The 26,602-nt window shown below is 63.0% G+C and carries 28 protein-coding genes and 2 pseudogenes; 15 read left to right on the top strand and 15 right to left on the bottom strand.

What is annotated here, in order from left to right:
- Window positions 1-492 precede the first annotated feature (492 nt).
- From M2427_RS29560 to M2427_RS29575, 4 genes and pseudogenes are all read left to right on the top strand, one after another.
- The gene (locus tag M2427_RS29560; protein WP_280710408.1) at window positions 493-1,287 is read left to right on the top strand and encodes an SGNH/GDSL hydrolase family protein; all 795 of its coding nucleotides are present in this window, start codon (window positions 493-495) and stop codon (window positions 1,285-1,287) included.
- 27 nt (window positions 1,288-1,314) lie between these two features.
- Window positions 1,315-1,419: pseudogene (locus tag M2427_RS29565) on the top strand (site-specific integrase); the annotation flags it as partial.
- A gap of 556 nt (window positions 1,420-1,975) precedes the next feature.
- A complete protein-coding gene (locus M2427_RS29570) occupies window positions 1,976-2,590 on the top strand; it encodes a DUF5666 domain-containing protein (RefSeq protein WP_280710409.1) in 615 nt (204 codons plus the stop codon).
- 322 nt (window positions 2,591-2,912) lie between these two features.
- Window positions 2,913-3,257, top strand: a complete 345-nt coding sequence (locus tag M2427_RS29575) for a hypothetical protein (protein WP_280710410.1) — start codon at window positions 2,913-2,915, stop codon at window positions 3,255-3,257.
- A 414-nt stretch (window positions 3,258-3,671) separates the two neighbouring features.
- Here M2427_RS29575 and M2427_RS29580 read toward each other — a convergent pair.
- Window positions 3,672-3,812: pseudogene (locus M2427_RS29580) on the bottom strand (ABC transporter permease); the annotation flags it as partial.
- 117 nt (window positions 3,813-3,929) lie between these two features.
- On the opposite strand from M2427_RS29580, the gene M2427_RS29585 reads away from it, so the two are divergent.
- Genes M2427_RS29585 through M2427_RS29610 form a run of 6 tightly spaced genes read left to right on the top strand, consistent with a single transcriptional unit; the run spans window position 3,930 to window position 8,767 of the window.
- Window positions 3,930-4,340 carry a TetR/AcrR family transcriptional regulator gene (locus M2427_RS29585; protein ID WP_280710411.1) on the top strand — a complete coding sequence of 137 codons (411 nt, stop codon included), beginning with the start codon at window positions 3,930-3,932 and terminating at the stop codon, window positions 4,338-4,340.
- Between the two features lie 50 nt (window positions 4,341-4,390).
- Window positions 4,391-5,419 (top strand): amidohydrolase family protein, encoded by a 1,029-nt coding sequence (locus M2427_RS29590; RefSeq protein WP_280710412.1) that lies wholly within the window; start codon window positions 4,391-4,393, stop codon window positions 5,417-5,419.
- Window positions 5,420-5,421: 2 nt separating this feature from the next.
- Entirely contained in the window at window positions 5,422-6,117 is a 696-nt protein-coding gene (gene ligK, locus M2427_RS29595) for a 4-carboxy-4-hydroxy-2-oxoadipate aldolase/oxaloacetate decarboxylase (protein ID WP_280710413.1), read from the top strand.
- 9 nt (window positions 6,118-6,126) lie between these two features.
- The gene (locus tag M2427_RS29600; protein ID WP_280710414.1) at window positions 6,127-6,816 is read left to right on the top strand and encodes a substrate-binding domain-containing protein; all 690 of its coding nucleotides are present in this window, start codon (window positions 6,127-6,129) and stop codon (window positions 6,814-6,816) included.
- Between the two features lie 51 nt (window positions 6,817-6,867).
- On the top strand, window positions 6,868-7,806 hold the full coding sequence (locus tag M2427_RS29605; protein ID WP_280710415.1) for an amidohydrolase family protein: 939 nt from the start codon (window positions 6,868-6,870) through the stop codon (window positions 7,804-7,806).
- A 1-nt stretch (window position 7,807) separates the two neighbouring features.
- A complete protein-coding gene (locus tag M2427_RS29610) occupies window positions 7,808-8,767 on the top strand; it encodes a Gfo/Idh/MocA family oxidoreductase (protein WP_280710416.1) in 960 nt (319 codons plus the stop codon).
- A gap of 72 nt (window positions 8,768-8,839) precedes the next feature.
- On the opposite strand, the gene M2427_RS29615 is transcribed toward M2427_RS29610, so the two are convergent.
- The 3 genes from M2427_RS29615 to M2427_RS29625 all read right to left on the bottom strand — a co-directional run bounded on the left by M2427_RS29615 (window position 8,840) and on the right by M2427_RS29625 (window position 11,459).
- Complete coding sequence (locus M2427_RS29615) at window positions 8,840-9,163, bottom strand: 2Fe-2S iron-sulfur cluster-binding protein (RefSeq protein WP_280710417.1); 324 nt, start codon at window positions 9,161-9,163, stop codon at window positions 8,840-8,842.
- Between the two features lie 11 nt (window positions 9,164-9,174).
- A complete protein-coding gene (locus tag M2427_RS29620) occupies window positions 9,175-10,338 on the bottom strand; it encodes a cytochrome P450 (protein ID WP_280710418.1) in 1,164 nt (387 codons plus the stop codon).
- Between the two features lie 164 nt (window positions 10,339-10,502).
- Window positions 10,503-11,459: a LysR family transcriptional regulator gene (locus tag M2427_RS29625; protein WP_280710419.1), complete on the bottom strand. Its 957-nt coding sequence runs from the start codon at window positions 11,457-11,459 to the stop codon at window positions 10,503-10,505.
- A 128-nt stretch (window positions 11,460-11,587) separates the two neighbouring features.
- On the opposite strand from M2427_RS29625, the gene M2427_RS29630 reads away from it, so the two are divergent.
- On the top strand, window positions 11,588-11,941 hold the full coding sequence (locus M2427_RS29630) for a protocatechuate 4,5-dioxygenase subunit alpha (RefSeq protein ID WP_280710420.1): 354 nt from the start codon (window positions 11,588-11,590) through the stop codon (window positions 11,939-11,941).
- 5 nt (window positions 11,942-11,946) lie between these two features.
- On the top strand, window positions 11,947-12,786 hold the full coding sequence (locus M2427_RS29635) for a class III extradiol dioxygenase family protein (protein ID WP_280710421.1): 840 nt from the start codon (window positions 11,947-11,949) through the stop codon (window positions 12,784-12,786).
- 159 nt (window positions 12,787-12,945) lie between these two features.
- On the opposite strand, the gene M2427_RS29640 is transcribed toward M2427_RS29635, so the two are convergent.
- Genes M2427_RS29640 through M2427_RS29655 form a run of 4 tightly spaced genes read right to left on the bottom strand, consistent with a single transcriptional unit; the run spans window position 12,946 to window position 16,934 of the window.
- Window positions 12,946-13,758, bottom strand: a complete 813-nt coding sequence (locus tag M2427_RS29640; protein ID WP_280710520.1) for an ABC transporter permease subunit — start codon at window positions 13,756-13,758, stop codon at window positions 12,946-12,948.
- The gene (locus M2427_RS29645; protein ID WP_280710422.1) at window positions 13,758-14,594 is read right to left on the bottom strand and encodes an ABC transporter permease subunit; all 837 of its coding nucleotides are present in this window, start codon (window positions 14,592-14,594) and stop codon (window positions 13,758-13,760) included. The genes M2427_RS29640 and M2427_RS29645 overlap by 1 nt, the downstream gene beginning before the upstream one ends.
- Before the next feature lie 51 nt (window positions 14,595-14,645).
- A complete protein-coding gene (locus tag M2427_RS29650; RefSeq protein ID WP_280710423.1) occupies window positions 14,646-15,776 on the bottom strand; it encodes an extracellular solute-binding protein in 1,131 nt (376 codons plus the stop codon).
- Window positions 15,777-15,809: 33 nt separating this feature from the next.
- Window positions 15,810-16,934, bottom strand: a complete 1,125-nt coding sequence (locus M2427_RS29655; RefSeq protein ID WP_280710424.1) for an ABC transporter ATP-binding protein — start codon at window positions 16,932-16,934, stop codon at window positions 15,810-15,812.
- Window positions 16,935-17,052: 118 nt separating this feature from the next.
- Between M2427_RS29655 and M2427_RS29660 the strand changes: the two genes are divergently transcribed.
- The gene (locus M2427_RS29660) at window positions 17,053-17,565 is read left to right on the top strand and encodes a hypothetical protein (protein WP_280710425.1); all 513 of its coding nucleotides are present in this window, start codon (window positions 17,053-17,055) and stop codon (window positions 17,563-17,565) included.
- 50 nt (window positions 17,566-17,615) lie between these two features.
- Here M2427_RS29660 and M2427_RS29665 read toward each other — a convergent pair whose 3' ends face one another.
- The 7 genes from M2427_RS29665 to M2427_RS29695 form a co-directional block, all read right to left on the bottom strand.
- Entirely contained in the window at window positions 17,616-18,293 is a 678-nt protein-coding gene (locus tag M2427_RS29665) for an RraA family protein (RefSeq protein WP_280710426.1), read from the bottom strand.
- A 43-nt stretch (window positions 18,294-18,336) separates the two neighbouring features.
- Window positions 18,337-19,302 carry an amidohydrolase family protein gene (locus M2427_RS29670; RefSeq protein ID WP_280710427.1) on the bottom strand — a complete coding sequence of 322 codons (966 nt, stop codon included), beginning with the start codon at window positions 19,300-19,302 and terminating at the stop codon, window positions 18,337-18,339.
- Window positions 19,299-20,621 carry an MFS transporter gene (locus tag M2427_RS29675; protein WP_280710428.1) on the bottom strand — a complete coding sequence of 441 codons (1,323 nt, stop codon included), beginning with the start codon at window positions 20,619-20,621 and terminating at the stop codon, window positions 19,299-19,301. Before M2427_RS29675 ends, M2427_RS29670 begins: the two co-directional genes overlap by 4 nt.
- A gap of 25 nt (window positions 20,622-20,646) precedes the next feature.
- Complete coding sequence (locus M2427_RS29680) at window positions 20,647-21,561, bottom strand: NAD(P)-dependent oxidoreductase (protein ID WP_280710429.1); 915 nt, start codon at window positions 21,559-21,561, stop codon at window positions 20,647-20,649.
- A 2-nt stretch (window positions 21,562-21,563) separates the two neighbouring features.
- Window positions 21,564-22,928 carry an MFS transporter gene (locus tag M2427_RS29685; protein ID WP_280710430.1) on the bottom strand — a complete coding sequence of 455 codons (1,365 nt, stop codon included), beginning with the start codon at window positions 22,926-22,928 and terminating at the stop codon, window positions 21,564-21,566.
- Between the two features lie 208 nt (window positions 22,929-23,136).
- A complete protein-coding gene (locus M2427_RS29690) occupies window positions 23,137-24,060 on the bottom strand; it encodes an SMP-30/gluconolactonase/LRE family protein (protein ID WP_280710431.1) in 924 nt (307 codons plus the stop codon).
- A 99-nt stretch (window positions 24,061-24,159) separates the two neighbouring features.
- A complete protein-coding gene (locus M2427_RS29695) occupies window positions 24,160-24,906 on the bottom strand; it encodes an IclR family transcriptional regulator (protein WP_280710432.1) in 747 nt (248 codons plus the stop codon).
- A gap of 345 nt (window positions 24,907-25,251) precedes the next feature.
- Here M2427_RS29695 and M2427_RS29700 point away from each other — a divergent pair, with 345 nt between their 5' ends.
- A complete protein-coding gene (locus tag M2427_RS29700) occupies window positions 25,252-26,040 on the top strand; it encodes a hypothetical protein (protein WP_280710433.1) in 789 nt (262 codons plus the stop codon).
- A 124-nt stretch (window positions 26,041-26,164) separates the two neighbouring features.
- The gene (locus M2427_RS29705; protein ID WP_280710434.1) at window positions 26,165-26,584 is read left to right on the top strand and encodes a globin family protein; all 420 of its coding nucleotides are present in this window, start codon (window positions 26,165-26,167) and stop codon (window positions 26,582-26,584) included.
- Window positions 26,585-26,602: the final 18 nt, after the last annotated feature.

Consider the following 26,602-nt stretch of genomic DNA (forward strand, 5'->3'; position numbering starts at 1 on the left):
CGGAAATTGACGCTTCTTTCCTCGTCCTGCCACAGGTCATCCTCGAAATGCCTGTCACTGTAATTATCGTGTCTCACTTCAGGGGTGCAGTCCAGTGCACTTAATTTACTTTGTTCGCTTTACGCGATGTGGAGAAAGTTAAGTGCACTGTCACCGTAATCTCCCGCATTTTTGCACGACCACAGCGCCGATCCACGGCTACGAATGTGATATCTGGCCTTCGTGGCGAAGACGAATCCTCGTATTCAGCTTGGAAGGCTGGATGTTGCCGATATAAATCATACACGTGCTTGTAAAACAGGCGAAACATGCCGCTAGCATCCTCAATGGCTTGCGGGATCGCTGTAAAACTCTAAGGGTTCTTTGCTGCTGTGCGCCATGGGTGATAAGAAGCGAACGGTCCCGCTTTCGCAGGGCCGCCGCAGTGAGGGAAACGACTATGTCATGTACCCCATTGCTCTCGGCTAAGTTGCGGTGATAGGAACGCTCTCTATGGATCGGCGGGGCTTCCTACAAAATTTTGGGCTGGTGGGGTTAACGGCCGCAGCTTCGTCGGCCGGCACTTATTGGCTGACGCGGCCGGCGAAAATTCCCCCGAGGGGGATTTATGTTCAGATGGGCACGAGCATTACCGAGATTGGCAGCAAAACGCCGATTGTCGTTGGTTCGCGCCTCAACCTGATCCCGGTCAATCTGGGACTGCACGGCGCTTGTGCCGGCATTTATGAGGGCTGCAATCCGTCTAATTCGCTTTGCTCCCTGGTCGACGCCATTGTTTCCGGTGATTGGTCGAAACAGGTTCAGGAAAATACTTCGTTTGAACCGAATATGCGGGCCATCGCCCGAGCCAAGGCGGTCGATTTCAGCAATGTGACGCACCTGGGCCTTGAATATGGGCCGAACGATTTCACCCTCTGCGGGCCGATCGGCGCTTGCGACCAGCAAAAAACGACGTTCAAGGGAGCGCTCACATATTCCCTGCAAAAACTCTCCAGCGCCTTTCCTGAGTTACGGATTTTCCTGATCGCGCCGGCCTGGGAACGGAACTACGAGGATTTGGACGCCGATTTGCACCCGAATAAGGCCGGGATTTTCCTCCGCGAATATGTCGCCGCGCTTTTGGATGCCGCTGCGGTTAACCGCGTGCCCTGTCTCGATCTATGGAGCAAGATGAGCACAAATATTCGGAATTTTCGCACGTTCACCCATGACGGAACGCACCCGACCGAGGCCGGCGCCATCCGGCGGGGCGAGATGATCGCCGCATTTGTTAACGCCACGTTTTGACCGGCCGCCATGGGCACCCGGATCGCGGCGAAGATGAAGGACGCGGACCTCCACTTCCACGACCTGCGCGGGACCGTGGCCACAAAGTTCTATGTCGCCGGACTCCCGATTCGATCGATCGCCGAAATCATAGTTACGGTGACAGTGCACTTAATTTACTTTGTTCGCTTTGCGCAATGTGGGGAAAGTTCAGTGCACTGTCACGGTAATACTGGTCGCACTTCCCATGATTGCGGCGACAATGTCATCGCGCTTGTCTCCTCGGCGTAGTCATCAATCGCCTAACGCTGCAGCGCATGCCATTGATGACCCGATCAATGCGGACGAACTCAACGCCATGTACGGGCACCCCATCTCGGTCATATCGCTTTCGACCCTAGCGTTGTCCTGCTCGCTCCGCGCGTCGGCGGCATGCAGCTTGCACAATGGCGATCCCGAGCTTTGGGATGGCCTAGCTTGCCGCTTGTAACGATTCTAGCGACCAGTCTTGGTCGGAAGTGTCTCCGCTTCGGGCTCGATTTCCGCCATTTGCGATAGAGAGCTTCTTTGCGGATGCCCATCTGAAAAAGCCGGTCCCAGCGAGCATCATCACCGTGACGTGATGCAGATCACGGTAATGAATAGCCACGTCAAATCGTACCTCCCTAGGCGATAAGCCAAAATGTCAGGTCACCTGGAAGGATCGAATATGAGAGCGTTTTCTGCAGCAGCCGCCACTTTGATCATTGCTGTGCTGTGCGGGGTTACGATTCAAGCGGCGGAAGCGGCGGACACAGTGCGCGTGCGTGGGACAGTCGAGAGCATTGACGGGTCCGAATTAACTGTGAAAACCCGCGAGGGAAACTCGACCGCTATCAAGCTAAACGACAACTGGAAAGTGATCGGCGTCGTCAAAGCCTCGATCGACGACATCAAGCCTGGCGACTTCGTCGGCATTGCCTCGCTTCCCAAATCCAGAGGCGGCGACGGAGCCGTCGAAGTCTTGATCTTCCCGGCGGCCATGAAAGGAACCGGCGAAGGAAGCTATCCGTGGGACCTGAAGCCAAACAGCACGATGACCAACGCCACGGTCTCGAACGCGGTCAAGGACGTCGATGGACGTAACATCACCGTAAATTTTCACGGCAAGGAAAAGACGATCTCCGTCGCAGAAGGCACCGTGATCGTCACGTTTGGGCCCGCCGCGCAAAGCGATCTCAAGCCTGGCATGACGGTCTTCGTTCCGTCGCAAAAGGCAGACGACGGCACTTTATCCGCGGCAAATGTGGTCGCCGGCACGAACGGAGTAGCTCCTCCGATGTGAGTTGCGGAGGCGCGAAGAAGCGCGAAGGCGACACGCTGACTGTGAATCGGCGCGGGATCAAGCAGCTGTAAGTATCGGCAATGATGCTCTGAAGCCAATCTAGAAAGGCCAATCGGGGTGGGGTTACGATCGGCGCCGATTGGGACCCCACCCGATGCAGAATCCGATATTTGCTACAAGGAATTGCTACCGTTAGTTCAAGCGGCTTAGTTCGGCGCCGATTCACAGTTCGGCGTTTCAATGGCCTCGCGCTTGATGGAACCGGGGGCGGCTTTCGCGGGTTTAATTTCGGAACGTTTTTTTGAAACCCCGGGAGAGCTCCATGAGTCAAACCAAAGCGATGGTCCGAGAACTCGTCGAACGGATTGATGGTGTCGCGCAAACCTATTTCGAGCTGGAGATTGCGGGACATCACCGCAAGAAGACGCTGGTCGTCGAAGTCGACTTTGATCTCGATCCCAACAGCGGTCATTACTCGCGCGCCAAGCTTGATGCGATCGAGGATACTTTCGCCACGGTCATCCGCGAGGACAACGCCGACATCGTATCCAAGTTGAAGATCGTGGGCCGCGCACAGCGGGCCACTGACAGAGCGGCAGATAATACCGGCGCACGCAACGCCTCGGCGAAAGGACCTGTGGACCATGCGCAACCACAGCCGCACTAAATGTCGTAAGATCATACGACGTGATGAAGCGTCTTAACAATTTGATGAGCGCTGGACATGATGACGCCAGGCGGAGTGCTTATCCGATTCCTCTGCAGGCTGAATGAGCAGCGGAAGGAGCGGATTCGCGGCTATCGTCGCGAGGAGCGCGCCAGGAAGGCCGAGCGCGACCGCGCGCAGGGCTGGAAGGATCTCTATGATCACATGTCCAGAAGGGCCGCCCGTGCGAAGACTGACCTGACGTCGCAGCCGGGGGCTTTGACTGCTCGCGCAGCGGCAACAGAAGCTCAGCGGGACGACATTCACGCCCCCGCCGTTGAACCCTAGCTTGAAGAAGATGTTCCGGCCGATGTCGTGCCGGTGGCGCGCCGCTGCGCACTTCGCTCACGCGGCCCTTCGGGTCCGGATCATGCTTCAGGCGCCGACCTTGGCCAGCACGTCGGCGCGCAAGAAGCGTTCAACAGAGAGCATGAACAGCACCGAGGGCACGAGGAGGATCAGCGCCGTGATCGAGCCGATCTGATCGTTGCCGCCCATCGCCGCATTATAGTGCAGCTCACAGTTTCAACTGCGCGCCTGCATCACGGCGTGAAAGGGCCGACGTCCTCAATGGGTGGCCGCTGGCAGCGTTCTTGTTGACTTGTCCTACTCATTTGTACAATAGTACAAATCATGATCCGCGGACCCGCCAGCAAGGAAACGGCGCGCAAGCCGAACATGCGCGAGGCCATTCTCGCCGCGGCCGAAGAGCTGTTTTCCGTCGACGGCTTCAACGCCGTATGGGTGCGCGACGTGGCGCATGCCGCGGGCGCCAATCCGGGCAGCGTGACCTGTCATTTCACCACCAGGGACGGCCTCCTCCTCGAAATCTACCGGCGCCATTGCGCGCCGAGCACGCTGGTGACGCCCGAGCGCGTCTCGCGCCTGTCGCGCGGCGAAACCAACGGCGCGGATCCGGCCGAGGCGATCGAGCAACTCGTGCAGGCAACCGTGGCCTCGCTCCAGGCGCCCACGCTTGATCGTCCCACGGCGGCGCGGCCACCAAGCAAGATATCGGCAAGCGCCGGGCCCCTGCCGCGCTAGATGCGTGCAGCGCGCGAAGCCCGACGAAGAACAATGGGAGGAGAGCTCAAGTGATCATCGACGTGCACGGCCATTACACCACGGCCCCTAAGGCCCTCGAGGACTGGCGCAACCGGCAGATCGCCGGCATCAAGGACGCTTCCGCCAAGCCCAAGCCCAGCGAGCTCAGGATCAGCGATGACGAGCTGCGCGAGTCCATCGCCAACAACCAGCTCCGGCAGATGCAGGAGCGCGGCAGCGACCTCACCATCTTCTCGCCCCGCGCGAGCTTCATGGCCCACCACATCGGCGACTTCGAGGTGTCCTCGACCTGGGCTGCGATCTGCAACGAATTGTGCTTCCGCGTCTCGAAGCTGTTCCCTGACAGTTTCATCGGCGCGGCGATGCTGCCGCAGTCGCCGGGCGTCGATCCCAGGACCTGCATTCCCGAGCTCGAGAAGTGCGTCAAGGACTACGGCTTCGTCGGCATCAACCTCAATCCCGATCCGTCCGGCGGCCACTGGACGTCGCCGCCCTTGTCCGACCGGCACTGGTATCCGATCTACGAGAAGATGGTCGAGCTCGACATCCCCGCGATGATCCACGTCTCGACCAGCTGCAACGCCTGCTTCCACACCACGGGCGCGCACTATCTCAACGCCGACACGACGGCCTTCATGCAGTGCCTGACCTCGGACCTGTTCAAGGATTTTCCGACGCTTCGCTTCCTGATCCCGCATGGCGGCGGCGCGGTGCCCTATCATTGGGGTCGCTTCCGCGGGCTCGCGCAGGAGATGAAGAAGCCGCTTTTGAAGGATCATCTCCTCAACAACATCTTCTTCGACACCTGCGTCTATCACCAGCCCGGCATCGACCTCCTCACCAAGGTGATCCCGGTCGAAAACGTGCTGTTTGCGAGTGAAATGATCGGCGCGGTGCGCGGCATCGATCCGGAGACCGGATTTCACTACGACGATACCAAGCGCTACATCGAGGCGGCCAAGACGCTGACGGCCGAGGATCGCTACAAGATCTACGAAGGCAATGCGCGTCGCGTGTTTCCGCGCCTCGATATCGCGCTGAAGGCAAAAGGAAACTGATCATGAGCGCTGCGATGAACGATCTCGGCATCGTCCGCCGCAACATCGTCCGGGCCGACAAGGCCGCGGTCGAAAAGCTGTCGCGCTTCGGAGTTGCGACCATCCACGAGGCGATGGGCCGCGTCGGCTTGATGCAGCATTATATGCGTCCCATCTATCCGGGCGCGCAGATGTGCGGCACTGCCGTCACCGTGCTGCTACAGCCAGGCGACAACTGGATGATGCATGTCGCGGCCGAGCAGATCCAGCCCGGAGACGTCGTGGTTGCGGCCTGCACGGTCGAGAACACCGACGGCTTCTTCGGCGACCTGCTCGCCACCTCGTTTCGCGCCCGCGGCGCCAAGGGCCTGGTCATCGACGGCGGCGTGCGCGACGTCATGGACCTCACCGAGATGAAATTTCCGGTGTTCTCGCGCGCCATCAGCGCGCGCGGCACCGTCAAGGCGACGCTCGGCTCCGTCAACATTCCCATCGTTTGCGCCGGCACGCCCGTCAATCCCGGCGACGTGATTGTCGCCGACATGGACGGCATCGTCGTGGTCCCCGCTCGCATCGCGCAACAGGCGGCGGATGCCGCGCAAGCGCGCGAGAACAACGAGGCCGAGAAGCGCGAGAAGCTCGCCAGCGGCGTGCTCGGGCTCGACATGTACAAGATGCGCGAGCCCCTGGCGAAGGCCGGGCTGAAATACATCGACTGAGCAACGAACATGGCGGCACAGGTCACTGGCATCTCGTCGATGGCGACCCGTCAGATCCTGACGGAGCTTTCCGGCGCATACCGGGCGAAAACGGGACAGGCGGTTGCGATCGAGTCCGTCGGCGGCGTCGATGCGGCCAAGCGCGTGCGCGCCGGCGAGGCCTTCGATGTGGTCGTGCTCGCCGACGACGCGCTGAAGCAGCTCGAGGCCGACGGCTTTCTCAAGGCCAGCAGCCGCACGGGCTTCGCCAGATCGGCGATGGCGGTGGCAATCCGCGCCGGGGCCAGGCGCCCCGACCTCGCCAGCGAGGCAGCCCTGAAAGCAGCCGTGCTCGCCGCGAAGTCGATCGGCTACTCGACCGGCCCGAGCGGTACCCACGTTCTCAACCTCCTCAAGACATGGGGTATCGAGCAGACCGTCGCGGAGCGACTTGTAAAAGCGTCACCGGGCATTGCCGTCGGTACGCTGGTGGCGCGCGGCGAGGCTGAGCTCGGCTTTCAGCAGCTGAGTGAGTTCCTGGACGTGCCCGGCATCGAGATCGCGGGTCCCCTGCCCCCCGAAGTGCAATCGGTGACGTTGTTTACGTGCGGCGTCTGCGCGTACGCAACCAACGAGGCCGGAGCACGCGCATTGATCAATTTCCTGACGTCGGCAGAAGCGGAAGCTCCCATACGACGCCAGGGCATGGAGCCGGCCTGACCAGAACCACGGGTCGGCCGCGCCACTGACGAACACCAGGAGGAAGCGTTCATGTCCAAACCTGTGACCGGGCCGTTCGAGAAGACCCCGGGTTGGCTCGACTGGTATGATGGCCCGTCAAAGCCCCGCTTCAAGGTGCCGCCAGGTGCCGTCGATGCGCATTGCCACGTGTTCGGCCCCGGCGCCGAATATCCGTATGCGCCGGAGCGGAAATACACGCCGTGCGACGCCTCGCGCCAGCAGCTTCATGCGCTGCGCGATCATCTCGGCTTCTCCCGCAACGTCGTCGTGCAGGCGACCTGCCACGGCGCTGACAACCGCGCGATGATCGACGCGCTCAAGCACTCCGGCGGCAAGGCGCGCGGCGTTGCGACCGTCAAGCGCAGCGTCAGTGATGCCGAGCTGCAGGCCATGCACGACGCCGGGGTGCGCGGTGTGCGCTTCAACTTCGTCAAGCGCCTGGTCGATTTCACCCCGAAGGACGAGCTGAACGAGATCGCCACGCGCATCGGCGAGCTCGGCTGGCACGTCGTGATCTATTTCGAGGCCGTGGACCTGCCCGAGCTCTGGGATTTCTTCACGGGCCTGCCGACCACGGTCGTGGTCGATCACATGGGCCGGCCCGACGTCGGCAAGCCGATCGACGGTCCGGAATTCTCGCTGTTCCTGAAATTCATGCGCGAGCACGACAACGTCTGGTCCAAGGTGAGCTGTCCGGAGCGTCTGTCGGTTGCCGGGCCGCCGGCGCTGAACGGCGAGCAGAACGCCTACAAGGATGTGATCCCTTTCGCCCGCCGCGTCGTCGAGACCTTCCCGGACCGCGTGCTCTGGGGCACCGACTGGCCGCATCCCAACCTGAAGGGGCACATGCCCGACGACGGCCTGCTGGTCGATTTCATTCCGCACATTGCGGTCACGCCTGAGCTGCAGCGCAAGCTGCTGGTCGACAACCCGATGCGGCTGTACTGGCCGGAAGAGGAGAACAACTGACATGGCCAAAACGATCAAGGTGGCGCTGGCCGGTGCCGGCGCGTTCGGCATCAAGCACCTCGACGGCATCAAGAACATCGACGGCGTCGAGGTGGTGTCGCTGGTCGGGCGCAGGCTCGATCAGACCAAGGAGGTCGCCGACAAATACGGCATCAAGCACGTCTCGACCGAGCTTACCGACAGCCTCAAGCTGCCGGAGGTCGACGCCGTGATCCTGTGCACGCCGACCCAGATGCATGCCGCCCAGGCGATCGACTGCATGAAGGCCGGCAAGCATGTGCAGGTCGAGATTCCGCTCGCGGACTCGCTGGCCGACGCGCAGGCCGTGGTGGATCTGCAGAAGAAGACCGGATTGACCGCCATGTGCGGCCACACCCGCCGCTTCAACCCGAGCCATCAATTCGTGCACAAGAAGATCAAGGCCGGCGAATTCCACATCCAACAGATGGACGTGCAGACCTACTTCTTCCGCCGCACCAACATGAACGCGCTGGGCCAGCCGCGGAGCTGGACCGACCATCTGCTCTGGCATCACGCCGCCCATACGGTCGATTTGTTCGCCTATCAGGCGCGCTCGCCGATCGTGAAGGCCAACGCGGTGCAAGGACCGATCCATCCGGCGCTGGGCATCGCCATGGACATGTCGATCCAGCTCAAGGCCGCCAATGGCGCCATCTGCACGCTCAGCCTGTCCTTCAACAATGACGGGCCGCTCGGCACCTTCTTTCGCTACATCGGCGACACCGGCACCTATATCGCCCGCTACGACGATCTGGTGAACGGCAAGGAGGAGAAGATCGACGTCTCCAAGGTCGACGTCTCCATGAACGGCATCGAGCTGCAGGACCGCGAGTTCTTCGCCGCGATCCGCGAGGGCCGCGAGCCCAATGCCAGCGTCGCCCAGGTGCTGCCCTGCTACCAGGTGCTGCACGACCTCGACCGGCAGCTCGCGGCGGGTTAAGTAGCCCGCTCTCTCCTGTCATTCCGGGATGCGCCGCAAGGCGCAGGCCCGGAATGACGAAGTCAGTTCATGTCACCCCTGCGTCGCCGGCAGCGTGACCACCAGCCCTTCCAGCCCAGCCGTCGCCTGGATCTGACAGGCCAGCCGGCTGTTCGGCTTCAGCTCGGCGGCGACCGTATCGAGCATGTCCACCTCGGCGGCGCTCGGCGCCGGCAGCTCGGTGAACCGGCTCTCCTCGACGTAGCAGTGGCAGGTGCCGCAGGCGCAGGAGCCGCCGCATTCGCCGACGATGCCGTCGACGCCATTGGCGGTCGCGCCCTGCATCAGGCTCCAGCCCTCCTCGACATTCACGGCGTGGCGTTTGCCCGAGGGCTCGACATAGATGATGCTAACCATCGCCCTCTCCCTCAGTGCACGGCCAGCTCGAGCAGCATCGGGCTGCGGAACGTCGATGACGGCATCCAGGCCAGTTGCTCCTGGGTGCGGCGGTAATTCGGCACGACCTTGTGGAATTCGTCGAAGGCGATCTTCACGCCGAGACGGGCGATCGCGGTGCCGAGACAGGCATGCACGCCGCCGCCAAAGCCCAAATGGCCGCGCGGCTTGCGGGTGATGTCGTAGACATCCGGATCGGGATATTGCCGCTCGTCGCGATTGCCCGAGCCATAGGCGAGGCAGACGAAATCGCCCTCCCGCATGGTCTGGCCATGCAGCGTGAGGTCCTTCTGCAGGCAGCGCCGGAAGCGCTGGGCCGAGGTGTTGAAGCGAAGCGATTCCTCGATCGCGTCGGGCAACAGCTCGGGATTGTCGACCACCGCCTGCCGCGCCTCCTTGTAGTCCGCGAGGTTGAAGGCGAACATGCTCATGAAGCCGCCGAGCGATTCAATTCCGGCCATGATCAGCGTCGTGGTGGTGAGCAGCACCTCGCGCTCGTCGAGCCTGTCGCCGTCGATCTCGGCCATGCTGAAATGCGAGATCAGGTCGTTCTGCGGATTGGCCCTGCGTTCCGCAATCACCTTGGACGCGTAGTCCTGCATCCAGTTGTAGGCCGCGATATGCTCGGGCCCCTTGGCGCGGGTGTGCGGATCGCTCTGCACCATCAGCACGGCCTTGTCGCGGACGGTCTGTTCGTCGCCGAGCGGCAGCCCCAGCGCGGCAAACAGCACGCGCACCGTGAACTTGGACGAAAAATCCTCGATGAAGTCGAAGCGCTCCTTGCCGCGCAAGGCTTGCGCGGTGGTCCGGGCGATGTCGCGGATCGGATCGGCCAGCGCCTCGAGATTGCGCTTCATGAAGGCGTACTGGATCAGGCCGCGCAGCCGGTCGTGGCGCGGCGGATCGGTGGTGCCGAGCGTGGCGCCCGCGCGGTTGGGCAATTCGGTCATCAGATTACCCTTGGCGGAGGAGAAGACCTGCCAGTTCTGACCGGCGGAAACGATGTCGGAATAGCGCGACAGGACCCACATGCCCGCCTGCGGGCTCCAGAAGCAGGGATGCTCGTCGCGCAGCGTCTTGTAGAACGGGAACGGGTCGGCATCGACCACGGGCGAATAGGGATCGAAGGCGAACATGGGGTCTCCTCGTTGATATCTGTGTTGCTTGCTCTTGCCTATGCTTAGCGCCGCGGGCGTGTGCGCCGTGAGAGATGAACCTCGCAGAGACTTGGACTTTTCAAACATGGCCGCCCGGTCGCCACGACGTCGCAGGCGCTGGGCGGTATTCCATTGCGGAACGATCAGGGGCGGGCTGCCCTCCGCACGGGCGGCGCGTTGGGCATGTGCTCCGCAGCCGCCGCCAGCGACGGCGCGACCACGATTTCGAGCTGCTGGCGCAGCCAGCGATGCATCGGATCGGTCTGGTGCCGGATGTGCCAGGCCATGAACATCGGCATCGGCGGGCATGCCACCGGCACCGGCGCCACGGCGAAGTCGCGCAGCATATGGGCACGCAGCAGGCTCGGCAGTGTCGCAATCAGCGTGCTGCCGCGCAGGAACGGTCCGATCCCGGCAAAGCCGGGGACCTCCGCCACGAAGCGGCGGTGCACCCCGCGTTCGGCGAGCACCTCGTCGATGTCGAGCGGCCGCCGCGGCTCATGCAATACGGTGACGTGGTCTGCCGCAAGGTAGTCCTCGAGCGTCACCGGCGCCTTGCGCTGACTCGCGTCGTAGAACACGCGGTAATTGTCCTCGTAGAGCCGCTTCTGCAGGACATCCGAGGCCTCGGGCGGCCGCGGCGTAATGACGAGCTGGCACTGCTCGTCGCGCAATAGCTCGGCCGTCGGCGCGCCGGACTGGATCACGCGCAGGGCAAAGCCCGGCGCCTGGCCGCGGACATAGCGCAGGAAGGACGGCAACAAGAGGTCGCGCTGCAAGTCATTGGCGGCGATCGTCACCAGCGCGGACAGCTTCGCCGGATCGAATTCGGCGGCACTGGAGAAGCTGCGCAACTCGTCCAGCAGCCGGCGCGCATCGATCGCAAGCGCCTGCGCGCGTGCCGTCGGCACGATCCCCCGCCCCGACTTCACGAACAAGGGATCGCCGACGATGGCGCGCAGCTTGTCGAGGAGATGGCTGACCGCCGACTGGGTCACGCCGAGCCGCTGCGCTGCCTGCGTCACCGAGCCCTCCTCGACTACCGCCAGCAGCAGCCGAAGCAGGTGGCCATCCAGATCCAAATGATCGAATTGGCTCATGAGAGCTATCAGAGTCCCGGCGTTTATCTTCCCTGGCAATCGTTGAATACTGCCCGGGACGGCTGCTGCGCGGTTTGATCTGAAGCAAATCGCGCCGGGCCCGGAAACAAGACCCAGGGAGAAACGTCATGCCCAACGCCAAGCCGCGGCAGCCCGTGCCGGGCACCACGATTTTCGACGGCGAGCAGGCCCGCAAGGGCTATGCGCTGAACAAGATGTGCTACTCGTTCAACGATGCCGCCAACCGGGCTGCCTTCGTCGGGAACGAGGACGCCTATTGCGCCAAATACGGCCTCAACGCCCAGCAGCGCGAGGCGATCCGCAATCGCAACGTGCTGCAGCTGATCGAGGCCGGCGGCAATGCCTACTACCTCGCCAAATTCGCCGGCATCTTCGGTCTCGACATGCAGGACATCGGCGCGCAGCAGACCGGCATGACCAAGGACGAGTTCAAGGCGAAACTTCTGGCGGCAGCGAGGTAATCATCATGGCAAGGATTGTTGGTGCGATCACGACCTCACACGTGCCTGCCATCGGCGGCGCGATCGCCAAGGGCCTGCAGCAGGATCCCTATTGGAAACCCTTCTTCGACGGCTTTCCGCCGGCGCGCGACTGGCTCGCCAAGGTGAAGCCAGACGTCGTCGTGATGGTCTATAATGATCACGGCCTGAACTTCTTCCTCGACAAGATGCCGACCTTCGCGATCGGGGCCGCGAGCGAATATCGCAACGCCGACGAGGGCTGGGGCATTCCGACCGTAAAACCGTTCCGCGGCGATCCCGAGCTGTCATGGCACATCATCGAGAAGCTCGTCGAAGACGAGTTCGACGTCGTGTCCTGCCAGGAGATGGTCGTCGACCACGCCTTCACACTGCCGATGGCGCTGTGCTGGCCCGACCAGAACTGGCCGGTCCGTACCGTTCCGGTGGTGGTGAACACGGTGCAGGCGCCCCTGCCCTCTGCGGCCCGCTGCTACAAGCTCGGCAACGCGCTCGCACGCGCGATTGCATCATGGCCCAAGGACGAGCGGGTCGTGGTGATGGGCACCGGCGGTCTCTCCCATCAACTCGATGGCGAGCGCGCGGGCTTCATCAACAAGGAGTTCGACCTGAAGTTCATGGACAGCATGGTCAACGACCCCGCCTGGGCCACGAAATATTCGACCGTCGAGCTGGTCGAGCTCTCCGGCACCCAAGGAGTCGAATTGCTGAACTGGATGGTCGCGCGCGGCACACTGCCGGAGAAGGTCAAGAAGCAGCATTCCAACTATCACATTCCGATCTCGAACACGGCGACCGGAATGATGGTGCTGGAGCCTGCAGCCTGACGTGGCTTCGTAGCGCGTGTGAAGCGGAGCGCAATCCGAGACACACGCGCACACGATAGGATGCCTGATTACGCTTGCGTTTCATCCGGGGTACTGGAATTTCTGTCGGCTCGCATGTCGGTCGAGAGAGCCGAGCCGAGAGTGCCCTGGAAGAATTGCTTAGGCGCCGACCTTGGCCAGCACGTCGGCGCGCAAGAAGCGCTCGATAAAGAGCATGAACAGCACCGAGGGCACGAGCAGGATCAGCGCCGTGATCGAGGCGATCTGATAGTTACCGCCCATCGCCGCATTGTAGAGCAGCAGCGGCAGGGTCCTGACCTGCGGCACGCCGACGAAGAAGGTGCCAGTGAACTCGTCGAGCGATTCCAGGAAGACAAAGATGCCGCTGGCGACGATGCCGGGTGCGGCCAGCGGCAGCGTCACCGAGACAAACGTCTTGAGCGGCGAGGCGCCGATGTTGCGCGCTGCAAGCTCCAGATCCTTGTCGACTGCGCCGAAGGCGGCAGCCGCGATCCAGACCGAATAGACCAGCCCGTGCGCGGCATGGACGAGCACCACGGCGAAGACCGTGCCGTTGATGCCGAGTTGGTAGAAGACGCGGGCGACGTTGATGTAGATCGCGACCGACGGAAAGGCCTGCGGCAGCAGGAACACGACCATGAACAAGGCGCGCGCCGGCAGCTTCAGCCGCGCCAGCGCGTAGCCGGCCGGGATCGAGAGCGCGAGCGCAACGACGACCGTCAGCACCGCGATCCAGACCGACGTGCCGAGCGAAGCCATGGCGTCGCCCGTCGGACGGAATACCTGCTCCCAATAGCGCGTGCCGTAGGTCACCGGCAGTTTATAGGGCGTGTACCAGCGCTCGGCCACGGACCAGAGCGCGAGGTTGGCGAGTGGGCCGATCAGCACGAAGGCAAAGGCCGCGAGCAGGAACGCGGCCAATGCCGTGCGCAGCGAAGATGCCAGACGCATCATGACGCGCCCTCCTTCGCCATGCCGCGCTTCAGATAGATGATCGCAGCGCCGGCCGAGAGCAGATAGGTGATGACGCCGAGCGCATTCGCCGTGGCGTAATCGCCATAGGCGTTGATGCGGAAGGCCATGTCGACGGTCAGCAGGGTGGGCTGCGATCCCGCCACCATCATCGGTACCGACAGCACCGAGAGCATCGTCACGAACGACAGGACCAGCGCCACGAGGAGCTGCGGCATCACCTGAGGCAACGCGAGCTCGACCAGCACGCGCAAGCGAGAGGCACCAAGATTGCGGCCCGCTTCAAGCGTCGCGCGGTCGATCGCGGCGAGCGCACCCGCGAGCAGCAGGGCAACGAAGGGCGTCTGCTTCCAGACGAAGGTGGCGATGATGCCGCGCCAGTCGAGGAAGCTTACCGCCTGGAGCGGCTCCATCAGCCCCATGGCTACGAAGGAATTGTTCATCAGCCCGTTCTTGGCGAGGAAGGTGCGCATGCACTGTGCCGCCACGATGAACGGGATGAAGAGCGGCCAGCGATAGAGCGCTTTCAGCGTGCCAACAATGAAGCGGTTCTCGCCGAGCGTCAGCGTACCAGCGATGATGATGGCGGCGAGCCCCGTGAACGAGCAGGAGGCGAGCACGATCACGACGGTAAAGAGGACGTCGCCGGAATAGAGCTCCCAGGCCTTTCGAAAGGCATCCAGCGAGAATCCTCCTTTCGGCCCCGTGAAGGCCGAAATCAGCGAGAAGCTCAGCGGATAGAGAAACAGCGCCGCCACCAGCGCGAGGCCAGGCGCGATGAGCAGCAGAGCGAGCTGGCGTTGGGAGATGGACATCGAACCTGCTGACAGCGGCGCAGAGGAGAAAACGGCCTCCCGCAACGAACCTCAGTTCGCGACCTTCTTCTCGTAGCCCTCGAGGATGTCGTTAAAGTAGGGCGCTATGGGAAAGGGCTTGCCGTTACTGGCGAGCTCGGCCGGCGTCACGTCGCTGAAGAGCTTGTCCCAAGCGGCCTTGTCGAGCTTGCCTTCAAGGTTCTTGGCGTCGATGCCTGGATACCAGTTGAACTTCCTGACGATGCCGTCGGCCTGGACTTGCGGCGAAGTTGCAAGCGCTATGAAAGCCTCGGCCAGCTTCTTCTGTGCCGATTTCTCAGGGATGGAATAATACATCGGCTGACCGGGCATGCCGGGCGAGATGAGTTTCAGCTTCATGTTCGGCGGCAGCTTGCCGTCGGCCTGCCACGAGTAGAACATGTCGACCCAGACCGGGCCGATCGCAATCTCGCCGCGGTTCAGCATGTCGAGCGTGCCGGCATTGCCGGGGGTGATGGTCGCGTTGGCGTTGAAGGCCTTGAGATCCGCAAAGGCCTTGTCCCAATTGGCCTTGGTGGCGGCGTCGTAGGGGCCTTTCATCAGTCTGTCGGCATCGCCGCCGAAGGCGTAGATCCAGCCGGCGACGAAGGCCACTCCCGACATGCCACCTTTGATGCCGTTATAGCCGAACTGCTTCGGATTCTTTTTGGCCCAATCGGCGAGCTCGGCAAAGGTCGCCGGGGGCGTCTTGACCATGTCGGCATTGTACGCGAGCGCGGTCTGCGACTGGAACATCGGGATGACGTAGCCGCTCACGTCGGTGCCGAGCGCGTTCCTGGACGCGTCGCCCGTGGCGAGCGTGGCGGTATCGACATTGGCCGAATATTTGTCGAGCAGGCCTTCCTTGACCATCTGGCCGGCGGCCTTCTGGTGGATCACCACCACATCGAAATCGGTTGCGGTCGCGCCTTTCTGGGCGTTGAGCTTCTCGTAAATCTTCTGCGAGCCGGCATCGCCCGGCCCGGTGCCGACCGCGACGATCTTGACGCCCGGATGAGCCTTCTCGAACATCGGGGCAAGGTAGTCCTTGACGTAGTCGACCATATTCTGATCACCCGCGGAGGCGACGTTGAGCGTTTGCGCTGCGAGCGGCGAAGCCGCGATCAGCGCGGCGAGCGAGGTGGCGATCGTGAGAAGGCGCATGAGTCTGGCTCCGTGTCGGATCGTTGGAAGGGGTCAGGCAAGAATGGAGGCCTGCATGGAGGCCTGTGCAGCCGGGAAGATGTGAAGGCGTGAAAGCGGGATACGCAGGCCGACGGCCGCGCCGGGTTCATGCCTGACGGCGTGATCCACGGTCAGCTGACGGCCGGCGGCCTCGATCCTGTAGCGGTAGAGCCCACCCGGATAGCTGCGCGCCGCAATGCGGCCCGGCACAACCAGATCCTCGCCCGGTGCGGCATCGGGCGCATCCAGGGTAGCGACGTCGTCGCGGAAATAGGCAAGTGCTTCGCCCGCTGGCAGAGCAAGGTCGAGTTCACTGGGGAGCACGCAGCGCGCCTCGCCAGCCGTGATCGTGGTAGGGCCTTCGCCGGTGACGACATGAAGGGGCAGTACGTTCTCGGCGCCCATGAAATTGGCGACGAAGGCGCTGTTCGGCCGGTCATAGATCTCCTCCGGCGTCCCGATCTGCGCGATGCGGCCAGCATTCATGATGACCAGCCTGTCGGCCATCGTCATCGCCTCCTCGCGGTCATGCGTGACATGGATCGTGGTGACGCCGAGCCGCTGCTGGATGGCGCGGATCTCGTGACGCATCGTCATGCGGATCTTGGCGTCGAGGTTGGAGAGAGGCTCGTCCAGCAGCAGGATGCCGGGGTCGACCGCAAGCGCGCGTCCCAGCGCCACACGTTGCCGCTGCCCGCCCGACATGGCCGTGACCTTGCGATCTTCGTAGCCGGCGAGCCCCAGCATCGCCAGCAGCGAGGACACCTTGGCGGCGATGTCGCGCTTGGACGCCCCGCGCAGCTTCAGGCCGTAGCCTATATTCTGGAGCACCGTCATATGCGGCCAGAGCGCATAGGACTGGAACACCATCGCCATGCCGCGCTTCTCGGGCGGCAGACCCGCGACGTCTTTGCCACCAACAGCGATCGAGCCTGATACGACCGGCACAAAGCCAGAGAGCGAGCGCAGAAGCGTGGTCTTGCCGCAGCCGGAGGAGCCGAGCAACGCCGTGAAAGACCCCGGCGCGAAATCAATATCGACGCCGTGAAGCACCTTCGTGCCGCCATAGGCCACGTGCAGGCCGCGCACCTCGATTGCTGCGCCGACACCCGACATAGCTTGCGAGCTCGCCCGCACGTTCCGCTCCTCCACGCCGTCCTATTTACTCAGATGGAATTGTTCTTCCATTCTGCGATCAGCGTGGAATAAACATAGCGACCCCTAGCGCGCTCGTGCAACAGATTTATGACTTTCGATGACCGTCGAAATCCGATCGCTCTGGCTCATGCCGTGCCCCGAAGACGAAGCGTTCGTCGCTTCGCTCATCGGCGAGCTTGCGACGCGCTTCGGCACGCCGAATTTTACGCCGCATCTGACGCTGCGCGGCGACACGAATGCAACGTTCGAGCATCTCCACGACGACGCTCGGGCAGCAGCCGCTGCGTCGCAGCCCTTCGCCGAACCGATCGCTGGGATCGAGACGACGCAGGCGTTCTTCCGGGCGTTCTACCTGCGCTTCGCCGTTTCGGCGCAGCTCTTGGGGCTGAAGCAACGCCTCGATGCGCAGGAGACTGAACGCTTCATGCCGCATGTCTCGCTGCTCTATGGCAACCTGCCGGAGATGGTGAAGGCGCCGGTATCAGTCGAATTCGTGCAGCGTCTCGCGGGCCGCACCATTACCTTCGACAGAATTTGCATCGTCCGTTCAGGACAGGACATTCCCATCGCCGATTGGACGATCCAGACGTCGGTGCCGCTCGGGCGCTGAGGCAAGACCTGAGGAGAGGCCGATCGGATTAGGGTGCACTCATCCCGACGTTAGTCGAGACCTCCGCAATTCAACTCGCGCAGGGTCTTGTCCACCCAGGTCGAATCGTGCGTTCCGGCCTTGATGTTCTCGATCTGCTTCTGCTCGGCCTGATATTTCGAGTTGGCTGCCTTCAGCACCTCATCCACATCGTCAAACGGCACGCAGAGCAGTCCGTCATCGTCACCGATGATGAGATCGCCCGGCTGGATCACCATGCCATCAATTGCGATCGGAACATTAATCTCGCCAGGGCCGTTCTTGTACGGTCCGCGATGGGTGACACCTGCCGCGAAAACGGGAAAATTCTGGCCACGGATGAAGCCGGCGTCCCGAACCGCGCCATCGATGGCGATGCCTGCAAGTCCGCCCTTGATCATTCGTGTCAGCATCATCTCGCCGATCAGCGCGTTGGTGAGATCGCCGCCGGCATCGACCACGATGACGTCGCCTGGCTCGGCCATCGCCATCGCCTTGTGGATCATCAGGTTGTCGCCCGGCCGTGTCTTGACGGTGAGCGCCACGCCGGACATCCCTCCGGCCTGATGCATCGGCCGAAGCCGCGCTCCGGCCGCCGTCAGCCGGGACATGCTGTCGCTGACATTTGCGACCGGCAAGCGGGCAAAGCGCTCGACGATTTCGGTCGCGACTTTTCTTTGCCGGTTCAGAATTCGAAATCCTACGGACATGCGTCGGTCTCTCTCGATGCTTGATGATGAAGCTGTTGCATTCTCAGTGCGCGAAGCCGAACAGTTCGGCGGGATTATCGACCAGGATGCGCCGGCGCGTTTTTTCGTCCGGCGCCCAGTCTGCGAGAAGATCGAGCAACAAGGCATCGTCCGGCTTGGTGCCGCGCTGGGTCGGATGCGGCCAGTCCGTGCCCCACAAGATGCGCTCCGGCGTGGCCTGCACATAGGCGCGCGCAACTTCGCTGGAGTCGACATAGGGCGGACCGAGCTTGCTGTCCTCATAGGGCTCGGTGACCTTCACCCAGGCCCGGCCTTCATCGAGTATGCGGCGCACGGCGGCAAACGCGGGATGCTTGAGGCCATCAGGCTGGGGAATACGCCCGAGATGGTCGATGACCATCCTGGTGGGCAGCGATCGGATGACCTTCTCATGAGCCACGATCTGATCGCCCGTCATCAGGATCTGCACGTGCCAGCCGAGCGGGCTGACGCGCCTGGCGAGTGCGGCAAGCATCTCCGGCGTTGTCGTCCCCCAGGTCTGCGGAGACACGAAATTGACGCGGATGGCGCAGACGCCGGCATCAGCCAGCGCGCGCAGCTCTGCTTCCTCGACGTCGGTGTCGACGACGGCAACGCCGCGTGACGAGGAACCTAGCTGGCCCAGCGCGTCGGCAAGACACCGGTTGTCGACCCCGTATGTCGAGGGTTGCACCACCACACTCCTGGTGGTGCCGAGCCGGCGCTGGAGATGTCGATAATCAGCGACGGTCGCGCCTGGTGGAAAGCCCTGGTGCCAATGTGGCGAAACGGGAAACCGCCCGTCGTAGATATGGTGATGGCAATCGCACGCGTCCGCAGGCGCGTTCAAGCGCGGCGGCGCCGACCCGGTGCTGTTGGGCACCGTCTGCTCGACCCCGCCAGCCCAGGCGCTCGTGCTCGCGACCAACATCCCTGCGAGAACGCCGCGCCTGTTGATGGCGTGCTGTGACGTCTTGCTGCGCTCACTCATGACTTCGCCGCCACCATGTCGGCTGCGCGCGCGACGTTGCGGCCAAGCGCGAGGACCAAGGTCGCGGCGACGGCGCACAGCAGCGCCAGCGGCAGCATCCCGAGCACGAAGCTGCCTGTCGATTCCTTGACGAGCCCCACCACGTTCACCATCAGGCCGCCGCCGATCAGATTGGAGATCGCGTTGATCCCGGCGAGGCCGGCCGCGAGCGTGCTGGTCGAGAGCCAGCTCGCCGACAGCGCCCAGAACGGCCCCTTGAAGGCATAGGCGCCCACCAGGCAGAACGTCACCATGACGATGGTCGGCGCGACTGCCGTTCCCGTCAGGCTCAATGCCGTGAAGCCGCCGGCGGCGAACAGCAGCGGAATGGCCGTGTGCCAGCGGCGCTCACCGGATTTGTCCGAATGGCGGCCCCACAGCACCATGAGCACGGTGGCAACGCCGCAAGGAATCGCATTGACGAAGCCGGTTTGCAGATTGGAGAGGCCGAACGATTTCAGCAATTGCGGTTGCCAGACCGACAGCACGCTACCGGTGGCCGAGGCACCGGAGCAAACCAGGGCCATGACGAGGAAATATTTGTTGGTGGCAAGCTGCCAGAGCGAGAGATGACCGACCGGTTTGCGCGCGGCTGCATCCGCCGCCATGCGTGCCTTCAGCCAATCCCGCTGCTCATTCGTCAGCCACGACGCCGCTTCGGGCCTGTCGGTCAGAATGAACAGGCAGGCAAGCCCGAGCAGAACGGTCGGCAACCCCTCCAGGATGAAGAGCCACTGCCAGCCGCGCAGGCCCAGCGCGCCGTCAAGCTCGAGCAAGCCGACCGAAAGCGGTGACCCCAAGAAGGTCGCAAGCGGGATCGAGACCGTGAAGGTCGCCAGGATGCGCGCTCGATACTCGGACGGCAGCCAATAGGTCAGATAGAGGATCGCCCCCGGAAAGAAACCGGCCTCCGCCGCGCCGAGGATGAAGCGCATCGCGTATAGCGAATACGGCCCCACGACCAGCGCCATGCAAGCCGTCACCAATCCCCAGGTGATCATGATCCGGGCGATCCAGCGCCGCGCGCCGAATTTCTGCAGCGCCAGGTTACTCGGCACTTCCACCAGGAAATAGGACACGAAGAACAGGCTGGCGCCAAAGCCAAACATTGCCGGCGTGAGCCCGAGATCCTTGTTCATCTGCAACGCCGCGAAGCCGACATTGACGCGATCGAGCAGCGCGAAGAAATAGCAGACCATCAGGAACGGCACGAGGCGCAGGATCACCCTGCGCATTGTCACCTTCTCTATCGGGTCGATGTCCGTTCGAGCAGCCGTCACGTTTCTCTCCCTTTTGTTGTTGGTTTTATTCGGCTGCTTTCACGCCGGCCTGCATCCTGGTCGCGATCGCATCGATGGCGATCCTGTAATTCTCGGGAACGACGCCCTTGAAATGCTCCTTCAGGCCCAGGCTGTCCTTCCAGCGCAGCCGCGCTGCCGTGGCGCGCGCCATCAGCGGCTCGATGCCGGCATCCTCGACCGCCTCGGCCGCCATCTCGACCTCTTCGGTGCGTCGCTTGGCATGGATCACGCCTGACGGCGTCAGGCTCTCGACCGTGTCCATGAATGGACGCGTCAGCGTCTTCGACGCCGAGGCCAGTACCGTCTCATCGAGACCATACGATCGGGCGGCCAGCAGCGTCTCGTCGATCAGCGCCTCGATGCCCTTGATCAGGACAGAGCGGAGGATCTTGATGCCCGAGGCCGTGCCGAGCTTTTCGCCGGCGAATTCGATGCTCATGCCCCAGGGCACAAGCAGGTCGACCACGCGCTGGCCCGCGGGACCGCTCGACATCATGTGCATCGCATAGCCGTGCTTCGGCGTGCCCATGATGGAGCCGTCGCCGAGCGTGGCGCCAGTGCCGGCGAGCCGCTCGGCGACGCCGTATTTCACCTTCGGCGTGGCGGAGGCGAAGTCGAGGAAGGTGTGGCGGCCATCGAGCACAGGCGCGAACGCGGCTGCGCTTTCAAGCGACCTGGAGCCCGGCGTGACGCTGAAGATCAGCTCCGCTGCATCGGCGAGCTCCTGATTGGACTTGACCAAGATCACGCCTGCGGCCTTGGCGCGGCTCTGGATCAAATCGGCATACGGACCGTCGAAAGCATATTTGTCGTAGCAGAATATCTGCTGCAGGCCGGCTTCGCGCAGTCCTTTGCCCAGCGTGCTGCCGATCTCGCCATAACCGACCAGACCGAGACGAAACTGCTTTCGTTCGCTCATTTTCAAATTCCTTTCGAGAGGGGGGCGATCGGGCCCGCGCGGCCGTCAGCCGTTCCGGCCTGTCGCTGCAGACTGGCGCCAAGCAGGCGGATCAGGACGGCAGCCAGGGCAAGAAATGCAGCCACCGAGATCAGGGCCCATGAGAAGCTGTCGGTCGACTGCTTGATCACACCGATGAGATAGGGACCGACGAAGCCACCGAGATTGCCGATCGAGACGATGATCGCGAGGCCGCCGGCGGCGGCGCTGCCGGTGAGGAAGCTCGACGGGATCGGCCAGAAAGTCGACTGGTAGCACATGATGCCGATCACGGCGCCGCAGAGCGCGACGATCGAGATCAGCGCGGACGATGTCGCGTAGCCGCAGACGAGCAGCGAGGCCGCGCCGACGAGCAGACCCGACGCCACGAACCAGCTGCGCTCGCCGCCCTTGTCCGATAGTCGCGCCCACAGCATCATCGTGATGGCGCCGCAGATGTAGGGAATGGCGGCGATGAAGCCGACGGTCACGACGCCAAAGCCGAAGCCCTTGATGATCTGCGGCATCCACAGCCCGAGGCCGACCGAGCCGATGATGGCGCAGAAATTGACGGCGGCGCAGACGAGGACGCGCCAGTTGATAAAGGCGTCCCTGAGACGGGAGGGATGTTTTGTGGCAATGGCCTCGCGCTCTGCCGCCAGCACCTCGGCGAGCCAACGCCGCTCGTCAGGGCTCAACCACTTGGCCTGCTCTGGCTTGTCCGTGAGCGTGAAGAAGCAAACAACGCCCAGAAGTGTCGCCGGCAGGCCTTCAAGGATCAACAGCCACTGCCAGCCATGCAGGCCGCCCAGGCCGTCAAGCGTGAGCAGAGAGCTCGAGATCGGCGCGCCGATGATGTTCGCAATCGGGATGCCGAGCAGAAAAGCCGCGGTCGCCGTGCCGCGGATTCGCGCCGGAAACCAGTAGGTGAAATAGAGGAACACGCCGGGCGTGAAGCCGGCTTCGCCAAGTCCAAGCAGGAAGCGCATGACGCCGAAGCTTGCAGGACCGACCACGAATGCCGTTGCCGCCGCGATCAGGCCCCAGGTGATCAGGATGCGGGCGATCCATTTGCGGGCGCCGATGGCCTGCAAGGCGAGGTTGCTCGGCACCTCCGCCAGGAAATAGCCGAAGAAGAACAGCCCGGCGCTCCAGCCGAATGCGGATGGGGAGATGCCGAGGTCGCCATTCATGGTCAGGCTGGCGATGCCGACGTTGACCCGGTCGAGATAGGCGATGATGTAGCAGAGCAGCAGAAAGGGCACGATCCGCCACAGCACCTTCGAGAGGATCTTCTCCTCCTCGGGTGTGAAGCCTTGTCGGGCTGAGGCGGCTGTGACGCTTGCCATTGGTTCCCTCCGGGCGCCGGTGTTCTCCCGGCCATGACGCGCCTTAGCAAAAACAGAACGCCGTTTCAATTAATTTTGAAACGGCGTTTCATTTTTCTGAGGAGACCGAAGCTGCCGCGTCGGCGGAATGAAGGAACTCGCAGGGAAAAGTGCAGCGCCGACCATCGGTTACGGCGCAGCCGGCGCGATGACACCGAGGGTGCAGCGACTAATCGGCGTGCGAGAACATCGCCAGGCCCGACGTTTCGAGTTCCGCACGCAGCAATGTTCCGGTGCGACTCTCGGTGATGAAGAGGCTCTTCCGCTGCGGTCCGCCAAAAGCGAGATTGGTCGTCCCGACGCCCGCACAGGAGACGACGCGGTCGAGCGGTTCGGCGAGCGGCGACAACCGCCAAACCGAACCGAAGCCGGTATGGCAGACCAGGAGGTTGCCGCCATCGTCCAGCGCCAACCCGTCGGGACCGCCGGGGCCGCCATGCAGATGCGAGAAGATGCCGACCTTCGTGGTCAGGCCGCTCGCCGGTAGCGGCACGCGCCAGATCTGGTTGGCCCGCGTCACTGCGACGAGCAGAAAGCTCTCCTCGGGATCGACGACGATGCCGTTCGGGCTCGGGATCGTGTTGACGAGGCAGGTGAGCCGGCCGTCGGGCGTCAGCTTCCAGACCCGGCCCGTGGGATCGTGCATACCGGTCTGGCCCTGGTCAGTGAAATAGAGATTGCCCGATGGCGCGAAGACGAGGTCGTTCACGCCCTTGAAGCTCTCGCTCGCCGCCGTCTCCAGGAACGGCGTCACGTTGCCGCTGGCTACATCGAGCAGCATGATCCCGCGCTTGTAGTCGGTGATGAACACGCGGCCGTCGCGGTGGATCTTCAAACCGTTCGGCCAGCCATCATATTCGGACACGAGCTCCCACGCACCGTCAGCGCCGACGCGGAAGATGCGTCCGTAGGGAATGTCGGTGACGTACAACCGCCCCTGCCGATCGAAGGACGGCCCTTCGAGGAAGGAGTCGATTTCGCGTCCGCCCTGGTTGGCATCCGCCCAGGCGGTGCGGCGCGGTTTGCGGAACTGATCCGGCAGCTGCGTGAAGATGCTGGTCTCGATCCGGTGCGGCGGGCTGAAGAACGTCATGGGGCGACCTTTGGGACGAGCCTGGTAGAACCGTAGAGTTTGACAGGATTGTCGCCCGCCGAGGCCGAGGTCGCAAGGTAAAACGAAACGACGTTTCGTTTAGGCCAAACCGGCGCGCCGGCGGCCGCTTTTCACCGTGCCCGAGGTCGGAGTTCCTCCGCATGCCAGGGTCAGCTTGCTCGCAGCCTCGACCAATGGCGCCTTGATCTGCTCCGCCCGTGCGGTCGTGAGCCGGCTGACCGGTCCCGAGACCGCCAGCGCCCCGACCAGGGAATCGCCGATACCGAACACGGGCATGGCGAGCGCGGCCGCATGGGGATCCGTCACGCCGGAGGTGAACAGCGGCAGCTCGTCGTCAGGCCCGGACGGCCCGGACTCAAACCGCCGCAACGTTTGCGCGATGGCGGACTTGTCCATGGGACGGGTATCGCCCGGCTGCACGGTCATCCGGATGCGATTGCTGCTCTCCACCCGGAAAAGACAGAGTCGCTCCTCGCCATTGCGCACATAGAAGGACGTTGTCTCGCCGGTTTTTGCCGCGAGTTGCTCGAGCACGGGCATGACATGATCGGCCAGACGAAACGCCTGCTGATAGGCGGTGCCGAGGCGCAATGTCTCCGCATCGAGCCGGTAGGATCCATCCGGCAGGCGCGCGAGCAACCGGTATTGCTGCAGCGACAAGGCAAGCCGCAGGATCGTGCTCTTGACGAGGCCGGTCCGCTCCGCGAGCTCAGCCAGGCTCAAGGCGCCATCTCCGCGGCGGAACGCGGTCAGGACCGCGAGTGCCCGTTCGGCTGCCGATACGCCCTTGAGCGCGGGCGGCTTCTTCACGGTCTGCTTTGCCATATCACCCCTCGTCTTCGTCACGTCCTAAGGCATTCTGCCGGCGAGGAGAAGGGGCTACGAGATCGTAACCGCTGCGTTCAGAGTTACGGCGACAGCGCTGGATTGCACTGAATCAGGGAGTTCGAAAAACCGGCTGACGACTTCCACGGCTCCGAAATGAGCCAGAAAGCGACATGCTCGCTCTCATTTGGTACAGTCAGTGCGGCAGAGACACTTGCAACGTGGGGTAGCCATGAGCGACGAATTGCTGAACAGCCTGATCGGATCGCTGGAGTGGCGTCGCGATGCCGCCTCGAGCAGCGCGCATTGAGCCCTGCCCACCAACAGGCACTTCGGTCATTCCAGATGTCCCAGGCTTCCGGCAGCGGTCCGCGCAAATATTTGCAGCACCTCCTGATCGCGGCTCTGCTCGCATGCTTTGCCATGGTGCCGGGTCGCCTGCAGTCGGAGCCGCTAAAGCCCCTGGTCATGGCCACGAACCAGCCGGACACCACTTACGAAGGCAAATGGCAGCGGCGGGTCTATGAGGAGGCGTTCAGGCGCCTCGGCGTTCCCTTCGAGGTGACGCTGCTGCCGACGCCGCGCATGACAGCGATGGCGGATTCCGGTGCCATCGATGGCCAGTTCGTGCGCGTTTTTGCCTACGCAGAGGCGCACCCCGAGCAGGTGCGGGTGGAGGAGCCGCTCTATCAGGTGGCGTTCGGGCTATGGGTGAGCAATCCGGCGCTCAAGCTGGCGCGCCTGGGAGATCTGGCCGCGACAGACTGGACCGGGATCTACCGGCGTGGCGTCGAGCAATGCCAGAACGACTTGTCCGAGGTGTTGCCGAGCGACCGGCTGTCCAGCGTGGCGACGACGGAGCTCGGGCTGCAAATGCTGTTGGCCGGTCGGGTCGACTTCTATTGCGAGCTGGACGGCGCCATCCTGAACGCGCTGTATTTGCCTGAGTTCAAGAACGTCACCTCGGTTCGTCCGCTGCTGATGTACGGTGATACGATCGCGCTTCACCCGTATCTGCACAAGAAACATGCGGAGCTGGTGGCCCGCCTGGCCGCCGTTCTAAAGCAGATGAAGACGGACGGCTCGCTCGAGCGCTTTCGCCGCGAGGTCAAGTATGAATTGACGGGGCAGTGATCCCCGACCGTGGAGTTGTCGCCCGAACAGCGCTAAGCTCGCCTTGTTAAGGCTTGCTGCCTTCCATTGACGAGCTACCATATGCGTTACCCGTCGATTGGATCTTGCAAAGTCGGAATCGAGAATGTTGACCGCAGAAGAGATCGTCCGCGTCAGGTCCTCGTTCGACATGGTATTCGCGAACGCCACCGACATGACGACTGCGTTCTACGATCGCATGTTTGAGCTTGCGCCCGAATTCCGGCCCATGTTTCCAACCGACATGAGCGTTCAAAAGCATGAGTTCATTTCGAAGCTGGCGGTGCTGGTTGGCAGCCTCGATCAGACGACCGGATTGTTGTCGGGCGCCGAGATCCTTGGCCGCAATCACCAGCGCTATGGCGTGAAGCCGGAGCACTATCCGGTGGTCGGCGAGGCCCTGCTCTGGAGTCTTGCGCGTGGTCTTGGGCCGCATTGGACCGATGAGGTGGAGCACGCCTGGCGCAAGGTCTACGGCGTCATTGCGCAACGCATGATCGCGATTGGCGCGAGCCCGTCGCCGTAGCTCAATGGTTAGAGCCGG

The sequence above is a fragment of the Bradyrhizobium sp. BR13661 genome (genome assembly GCF_029892425.1).
Taxonomy (GTDB): domain Bacteria; phylum Pseudomonadota; class Alphaproteobacteria; order Rhizobiales; family Xanthobacteraceae; genus Bradyrhizobium.

Bases quoted from the DNA above. Each gene is read 5' to 3' on its own strand.
- M2427_RS29560 (WP_280710408.1), top strand. From the start codon at position 493: ATGGATCGGCGGGGCTTCCTACAAAATTTTGGGCTGGTGGGGTTAACG.
- M2427_RS29570 (WP_280710409.1), top strand. From the start codon at position 1,976: ATGAGAGCGTTTTCTGCAGCAGCCGCCACTTTGATCATTGCTGTGCTG.
- M2427_RS29575 (WP_280710410.1), top strand. From the start codon at position 2,913: ATGAGTCAAACCAAAGCGATGGTCCGAGAACTCGTCGAACGGATTGAT.
- M2427_RS29585 (WP_280710411.1), top strand. From the start codon at position 3,930: ATGATCCGCGGACCCGCCAGCAAGGAAACGGCGCGCAAGCCGAACATG.
- ligK (WP_280710413.1), top strand. From the start codon at position 5,422: ATGAGCGCTGCGATGAACGATCTCGGCATCGTCCGCCGCAACATCGTC.
- M2427_RS29600 (WP_280710414.1), top strand. From the start codon at position 6,127: ATGGCGGCACAGGTCACTGGCATCTCGTCGATGGCGACCCGTCAGATC.
- M2427_RS29605 (WP_280710415.1), top strand. From the start codon at position 6,868: ATGTCCAAACCTGTGACCGGGCCGTTCGAGAAGACCCCGGGTTGGCTC.
- M2427_RS29610 (WP_280710416.1), top strand. From the start codon at position 7,808: ATGGCCAAAACGATCAAGGTGGCGCTGGCCGGTGCCGGCGCGTTCGGC.
- M2427_RS29615 (WP_280710417.1), bottom strand. From the start codon at position 9,163: ATGGTTAGCATCATCTATGTCGAGCCCTCGGGCAAACGCCACGCCGTG.
- M2427_RS29620 (WP_280710418.1), bottom strand. From the start codon at position 10,338: ATGTTCGCCTTCGATCCCTATTCGCCCGTGGTCGATGCCGACCCGTTC.
- M2427_RS29625 (WP_280710419.1), bottom strand. From the start codon at position 11,459: ATGAGCCAATTCGATCATTTGGATCTGGATGGCCACCTGCTTCGGCTG.
- M2427_RS29630 (WP_280710420.1), top strand. From the start codon at position 11,588: ATGCCCAACGCCAAGCCGCGGCAGCCCGTGCCGGGCACCACGATTTTC.
- M2427_RS29635 (WP_280710421.1), top strand. From the start codon at position 11,947: ATGGCAAGGATTGTTGGTGCGATCACGACCTCACACGTGCCTGCCATC.
- M2427_RS29640 (WP_280710520.1), bottom strand. From the start codon at position 13,758: ATGCGTCTGGCATCTTCGCTGCGCACGGCATTGGCCGCGTTCCTGCTC.
- M2427_RS29645 (WP_280710422.1), bottom strand. From the start codon at position 14,594: ATGTCCATCTCCCAACGCCAGCTCGCTCTGCTGCTCATCGCGCCTGGC.
- M2427_RS29650 (WP_280710423.1), bottom strand. From the start codon at position 15,776: ATGCGCCTTCTCACGATCGCCACCTCGCTCGCCGCGCTGATCGCGGCT.
- M2427_RS29660 (WP_280710425.1), top strand. From the start codon at position 17,053: ATGACCGTCGAAATCCGATCGCTCTGGCTCATGCCGTGCCCCGAAGAC.
- M2427_RS29665 (WP_280710426.1), bottom strand. From the start codon at position 18,293: ATGTCCGTAGGATTTCGAATTCTGAACCGGCAAAGAAAAGTCGCGACC.
- M2427_RS29670 (WP_280710427.1), bottom strand. From the start codon at position 19,302: ATGAGTGAGCGCAGCAAGACGTCACAGCACGCCATCAACAGGCGCGGC.
- M2427_RS29680 (WP_280710429.1), bottom strand. From the start codon at position 21,561: ATGAGCGAACGAAAGCAGTTTCGTCTCGGTCTGGTCGGTTATGGCGAG.
- M2427_RS29685 (WP_280710430.1), bottom strand. From the start codon at position 22,928: ATGGCAAGCGTCACAGCCGCCTCAGCCCGACAAGGCTTCACACCCGAG.
- M2427_RS29690 (WP_280710431.1), bottom strand. From the start codon at position 24,060: ATGACGTTCTTCAGCCCGCCGCACCGGATCGAGACCAGCATCTTCACG.
- M2427_RS29695 (WP_280710432.1), bottom strand. From the start codon at position 24,906: ATGGCAAAGCAGACCGTGAAGAAGCCGCCCGCGCTCAAGGGCGTATCG.
- M2427_RS29700 (WP_280710433.1), top strand. From the start codon at position 25,252: ATGTCCCAGGCTTCCGGCAGCGGTCCGCGCAAATATTTGCAGCACCTC.
- M2427_RS29705 (WP_280710434.1), top strand. From the start codon at position 26,165: ATGTTGACCGCAGAAGAGATCGTCCGCGTCAGGTCCTCGTTCGACATG.